Here is a 5,391-nt window from a genome sequence, read left to right as displayed (position 1 = left end):
AGGGGTGTGACTCCAGTGTCGAGAAATCGGACATAGATTGGCTAGGGGCAGTCAATCTATGTCCGATTATCGCCAGAAAATTATCAAAAATCAACGTCAATTATCGACAATAAATTGGTGAAAATCGACAGACCCTAGCCAATCAGCTACTGGCTACCCCTAGCCAATCAGCTACTGGCTACCCCCCCCCGCCAACACATTGAAATTACGCAATAAAAAATCTCGCCCTTCTATATGATCTAAAGGGGGTGCAAGCGCGGACCTAAGCGCTGGCGAAGCAGCCCCTTTAGATAGGAACAAAAAGTGAACAATGAGCGCCGCTAATCGCGGCGCGCGTTATGGGTTGGAGACGCCCAGCTCATACGGTCGCATATTCCCGCAAAGGGCAGTTCCTACGGCAAAGTTCCTACGGGCTATCAGGGGGTGTAGGAGGCGATTTCCGGCCCGTAGGACGCAGGGAGGCGCTTGGGGGTGGCTTTTGTGCCATCCAAAGGCTCGGCGGCGCCCCTGCGGGACGCCAGAGGCAAATCGGAGTGAAGGAACTTGCGGGGGAGCAGTCAAAGAGGTATCATGTAACTTAGCATGATACCTATGGAGATTCACATGGCCGCGATCAAGCAAAGGGCTGACAAGGTAGATCGGCACCGCCAGCGGATGCGTGCGGCGGGGTTTCGGCCCGTCCAATTCTGGGTTCCCGACACGCGCGGGGCTGACTTCGCGGAGCGTGTGCGCCAGCAATGCTTGAAGTTGAAGGGCGACCCGGCGGAGCTGGACGCGCTGCGGTTTGTCGAGGAAGCGGCGGCGCAGGTCGAGGGCTGGCAGTGAAGCGAGGCGATATTGTCGCGGTTTCGTTGCAAGGTGACTACGGCAAGCCTCGCCCGGCCCTCATTGTGCAGTCGAATCTTTTGGCCGAGCTGGAAAGCCTCGTGATCTGCCCGATCACCAGCGCCGTGCGCGACGCTGCCTTTCGCATCACCGTCGAGCCGGACAACGCCAATGGGTTGCGTGTGCTCTCGCAGGTGATGGTGGACAAGCTCTCGACCCTGCCCCGCTCGAAAATCAGCAAGCCTTTCGGGCGGCTTGACGATGAGCGGATGAAGGCCGTGGACCGCGCCTTGCTCCTTGTCGTCGGGCTGATTTGAAGGGCGTCGGTCATTCCCTTGCCTGCAACGGCACCCAGTCGCCTTTGCACTTGCCTGTTTTGGCGTCCCATCGTGCGGTGCAGCCGTATAGCCGCTGTTCAATCTTGGGTTCCTTCGCCCACTGGTAGGCGAGGGCCGCGGCGAAGATCAGGCCCAGCCCGATCAGGGCGGCCGAGAGCCATTCCTTCAGCCGGTCCCACCATATCCCGGCACTGACCCGCTGGAGCTGCCCCGCCACGCGCTGGAGATCATCGACCGCCGTTCCCATCCGTTGCCCCCATTCGAGGCGCTGGCGGGCGTCCTGCTCGATCCGCTGGACCAGCGCGGCCGACTGCTGCGCGATCCCATCGGCCCCGGCCTGCCGCATCGCATCGAGCAGGACGCGATAATCCGCGCCGGGATCGGCAGGGGGCGGGGCGTCGAACTCAGCGGGGTCTAACGGGTCAGGCATCGGCGGGGCCGCCCTTGAAGGTCCAGCCATCGAACGCCTTGCGATCCTGATCGCGGCTGATCCGGCCCATCAGGTCATTGAGGCGGGATTCCCATGCGGGGTCTTTCATCGCGGCATCGAGGAGCAGGCCGCCGAGGATGATCTTGCGGCGGGCGTCCTGTTTGCGGTTCAGGGTGGCGGCGCGCGCTTCCAATGCCTGCAACCGGGCCTTGGCCTGTTCGACCTTGCGGCGGGCGTTTTCGATAGCCTCTGGCGTCGGAGCGGCCATGCACAATCCTTTCGCTGAGTGATATTGATAGCACCGGACCCGACTGAACGAAAGAGAGGAAGGGCGCACTTATGCAAACTTGCGTTTGCGTGCGGGAGGGGATACCCCTCCACCCCAGCGGGCTATCGCCCGCGCCATGCTCCCGCATGGCAAGGTAGGGCGCGGCGATGGCGAGTTTCCATCTTGCGGTGAAGGCGATAGGCCGTTCCGCCGGTCGCAGCGCGACGGCGGCGGCAGCCTATCGTGCGGGCGTCGAAATCACGGACGAGCGCACCGGCCTCGTCCACGATTACACCCGCAAGCAGGGCGTCGAGCATAGCGAGCTGATGTTGCCGACCGACGCGCCGGAGTGGGCGGCCGACCGCGAGCGGCTATGGAACGCGGCCGAGCTGGCGGAGACGCGCAAGAACGCGACCGTGGCGCGGGAATATGAAATCGCGCTGCCCGTCGAGCTGTCGGCCGACGAGCGCCGGGAGCTGGCCTTGGGCCTCGCGCGGGAAATCAGCGAGCGGCATGGGGTGGCGGTGGACGTGTCGATCCATGCACCTGGTCGCGAGGGCGACCAGCGCAATCACCATGCCCACCTGTTGACGACGACGCGCCGCCTTGGCCCTGAGGGGCTGGGGGAAAAGACGCGCGAGCTGGACCAGAAGCAGAGCGGCGAGGTCGAGCGGTGGCGGGAACGATGGGCCGAGATGCAGAATCGGGCGCTGGAACTGGCGAACGTCCCCGACCGGGTGGACCATCGCAGTCACCAGCGGCAGGGGATCGAGCAGGAACCCACCGTGCATATGGGGCCGAGTGCGACGGCGATGGAGCGGCGGGCCGAGCAGGTGGCCGCGCGGGAAGGGCGGGCCTATGAGCCGGTGACGGCGGTAGGTCAGCACAACGCCGGCGTCGTCGAGCGGGCCGGCCTGCGCCAGTATATCGAGCGCGGGACGGAATGGCTGCGAGACATGGGGCAGCGGATCGCGGGCAGGCTGCACGATGTTGCGGCCAGCTTGAGCGGTGCGGTCGAGCGCGATCGGCGCGAGGCGGCCGAGGTGCAACTCGCCCGCGAAGCGCAGGAGCGTCTAGCCGCCGATCGCGCCCGTCAGGAAGCGCAGGAGCGCCAGCAGGTGCGGGAACGCGAGCGGGTGGCCGAGAAGTTCAATACCATCGCCGGGAAGCGCGAGGCGGGCGCGCATGGCTATGGCGACCATAACAGCGACTGGAAGGCGACCCCGGAAGCGCTCCGCAAGGCGGTGGACGCCTATAACGGGGCCAACCAGCACACCAAGGATCTTTATATCGAGCAGATCCAGCGTGAACCGAAAATGGCGCGCGCCGTGGGTCAGCTCATCGGTGAGCGGGAGCTGATCCTGCAACGCGACCGGGGCATGAGCTTGTGACGGCGATATACGATCCGATCATATATGATTCGGTCGCATATGATCGGATCGTATAGCCAAGAAAAAACCCTCCCGCAGAGCAGGAGGGTTTCTCACTTATCGCGATTTGAGAGGGTCGCGGATCAGAGCGTAAAGCGCAGACCGACCTGAAACAGCGAAGCCTTGGTTTTACCGAGGCGATATTCCACGTCCTCGTCCCCGAAGTTCAGCTTGCCGCTGCCGGTCTGACGATAGGTGTAATCGGCGGTCAGATCGATGCCCTTCGTCACCTTCACGGCTGCACCGGCGCGGAGCTGCCATGCGAAGCGAACCGAGCCGTCATCCTCGCCCAGCGCCTTGAGGTGTGAGCCGACCGCGCCGAGGCCCACGCCGACATAGGGCTTGAACGTGTTGCCGCCGAGCGGAATATCGTAGGTGACATTCGCCATCACGGCGAGCTGGCGCAGCTTAGCGACGGAGCCGTTGGTCGCGCTGATCGTGGTGCCGTTAATGTCAACGCCGTCCAAATCATCGACGCTGATAATGTCGAGTTCGCCAAGACCTTCGACAACATCGGAGAGGTCCTCGGCCGTGATCGCGGTGCCGTTCAGGCTCTTGAGCGTGATGCCCTTCACCTTGTTGCGCTGATAGGCCAGTTCGAGGCCGACGCGGACGCCGCCGAAATCATAGCCCAGCTCACCGCCAAAGGTTGCAGCGGACTTGGTGTTGAGCTTCGTGTCGAGGCGATTGTTCGGCTCGGACCATGTGTCGATGATGGCGAAATCGGGATTGTTGAGGTCAGCAACGCCGGTGCGAAGTTGGAAATACATACCCTTGTCGGCTTCATCCTGCGCGAAAGCAGGCGTAGCAAGAGCGGCAGACGCAAGAACGGCGCAAGTAATAATCTTCTTCATTAATAAACCCCCTAAGTAAACACGAAACATGACTAATTTTCGCGACCCTAGCGGGGGGGGGGGGGGTAACTGCTAAACTAAAAAATACAAGAAATATTTTGAGGTCAACTGAGTTTTTTCTAATATGTTGCGAAACCGCAACAATTTTCTCAATGGATTCATCACTATCCGCTAGGGCTGTCGCCCTGGCGGCCGAACAGGCGCGACCAGAAGCCGGGGCGGGAGCTGGGCTGCGAGACAGCGCGCTGATCGGTGAGGGCGAGCCGTTGGGCTTGCTCCCGCCAAGCGTTCCGTTCTTCACGCAGTTCGGCAACCTGCTCCCGCAACAGCCTGTTTTCAGCCTGTAAACCGGGGGTGTCACTGCCTGTTATGTTAGGCTGTAAAGGTTGCTGCACCCCATTTACAGGGGGCCAGACACGAAATAGCTCGACAGGTTCAATGCGCCATTCGCCGTTATCGGATTTTTCGGCGGAAACCCGGCCTGTCTTGATCGCCTTCATGAGCGTTTGGCGGGTGACACCGACCTTTTCGGATGCTTCTCTTAGGGTGATACCCATGATGTCACTCGCTGTTAAGTCGGCCTGTATAGTATCTATATATCGGTTGCATCGTCAGGGGGAGAGGCATCGGGCGCGCGGAGCCTGTTTCCTAGGCCGATGACGAGCTGGGATAGTTCCTCTTGCATCGCCGGATCGAGGTTCTGCTGTTCGGTGGCGGGCAGATCAGGCTCAATTCCATCTAGGAACGGTTGCGAAGGAGGGGGAAGTCCGTCGCCGTGCGGTAGCTGACGCTCACCTATCGGGGGAAGGCGGCGTAGTGGTTCTTGCTTGCCCAAAGTATCGCGGTCCGGCTGTTCGCTGTCGGAGACGACGACAGTTGCAGAAAATAGGCTGTATCTTAGCCCTTCACGTGGTCCAGACCAAACAACTCTATCGTTCAACACATATGCGTTGACAGTGCCGTTTTCACCAATCCGCCTGACTTCAATCCAATTTCCAGAAACAAGTGCAGTTATTGCTGTCTTAATAGTTGTAATTGATCTAACCCCTAGCAATTCTGCTAATGTCTTGTGACTTACTACAACAGCATTATTATCTCCGACCCGAGCGGCAAGCAGATGTAGTAAGGCCCCAGCCTTGGGGTTTGATGCGCTTAAGCGCGCCCAAGCCTCATGCGATGCACGGTCAGTCTGGACCCATCGGCTAGGCTGAGGCTTGGTGGCGGGCAAGGTGCGCGTATCTGTCAC

The 5,391-nt window shown here is 60.9% G+C and carries 7 protein-coding genes; 3 read left to right on the top strand and 4 right to left on the bottom strand.

Translation table 11 applies throughout. The features are described 5' to 3' along the window. Nucleotides 1-603 precede the first annotated feature (603 nt). On the top strand, nt 604-825 hold the full coding sequence (locus K426_RS29990) for an antitoxin MazE family protein (RefSeq protein WP_013044873.1): 222 nt from the start codon (nt 604-606) through the stop codon (nt 823-825). After that, nucleotides 822-1,142 (top strand): type II toxin-antitoxin system PemK/MazF family toxin, encoded by a 321-nt coding sequence (locus tag K426_RS29985; protein WP_013044872.1) that lies wholly within the window; start codon nt 822-824, stop codon nt 1,140-1,142. The genes K426_RS29990 and K426_RS29985 overlap by 4 nt, the downstream gene beginning before the upstream one ends. A gap of 10 nt (nt 1,143-1,152) precedes the next feature. Here K426_RS29985 and K426_RS29980 read toward each other — a convergent pair whose 3' ends face one another. Both K426_RS29980 and K426_RS29975 read right to left on the bottom strand, forming a co-directional pair. Next, a complete protein-coding gene (locus K426_RS29980; RefSeq protein ID WP_013044871.1) occupies nt 1,153-1,593 on the bottom strand; it encodes a hypothetical protein in 441 nt (146 codons plus the stop codon). After that, nucleotides 1,586-1,861, bottom strand: coding sequence for a hypothetical protein (locus K426_RS29975; protein ID WP_013044870.1), 276 nt, complete (start codon nt 1,859-1,861; stop codon nt 1,586-1,588). Before K426_RS29975 ends, K426_RS29980 begins: the two co-directional genes overlap by 8 nt. A gap of 167 nt (nt 1,862-2,028) precedes the next feature. Between K426_RS29975 and mobQ the strand changes: the two genes are divergently transcribed. Beyond that, on the top strand, nt 2,029-3,252 hold the full coding sequence (gene mobQ, locus K426_RS29970; RefSeq protein ID WP_013044869.1) for a MobQ family relaxase: 1,224 nt from the start codon (nt 2,029-2,031) through the stop codon (nt 3,250-3,252). A gap of 122 nt (nt 3,253-3,374) precedes the next feature. Here mobQ and K426_RS29965 read toward each other — a convergent pair whose 3' ends face one another. Then, nucleotides 3,375-4,145, bottom strand: coding sequence for an outer membrane beta-barrel protein (locus tag K426_RS29965; RefSeq protein ID WP_037493360.1), 771 nt, complete (start codon nt 4,143-4,145; stop codon nt 3,375-3,377). Between the two features lie 164 nt (nt 4,146-4,309). Beyond that, nucleotides 4,310-4,702 (bottom strand): hypothetical protein, encoded by a 393-nt coding sequence (locus tag K426_RS31085; RefSeq protein ID WP_013044867.1) that lies wholly within the window; start codon nt 4,700-4,702, stop codon nt 4,310-4,312. Between the last annotated feature and the right edge of the window lie 689 nt (nt 4,703-5,391).

This window comes from Sphingobium sp. TKS (genome assembly GCF_001563265.1).
GTDB lineage: Bacteria > Pseudomonadota > Alphaproteobacteria > Sphingomonadales > Sphingomonadaceae > Sphingobium.
This window is presented reverse-complemented; position numbering and strand designations above follow the sequence as displayed.

Bases quoted from the DNA above. Each gene is read 5' to 3' on its own strand.
- K426_RS29965 (WP_037493360.1), bottom strand. From the start codon at position 4,145: ATGAAGAAGATTATTACTTGCGCCGTTCTTGCGTCTGCCGCTCTTGCT.
- K426_RS29980 (WP_013044871.1), bottom strand. From the start codon at position 1,593: ATGCCTGACCCGTTAGACCCCGCTGAGTTCGACGCCCCGCCCCCTGCC.
- K426_RS29975 (WP_013044870.1), bottom strand. From the start codon at position 1,861: ATGGCCGCTCCGACGCCAGAGGCTATCGAAAACGCCCGCCGCAAGGTC.
- K426_RS31085 (WP_013044867.1), bottom strand. From the start codon at position 4,702: ATGGGTATCACCCTAAGAGAAGCATCCGAAAAGGTCGGTGTCACCCGC.
- mobQ (WP_013044869.1), top strand. From the start codon at position 2,029: ATGGCGAGTTTCCATCTTGCGGTGAAGGCGATAGGCCGTTCCGCCGGT.
- K426_RS29990 (WP_013044873.1), top strand. From the start codon at position 604: ATGGCCGCGATCAAGCAAAGGGCTGACAAGGTAGATCGGCACCGCCAG.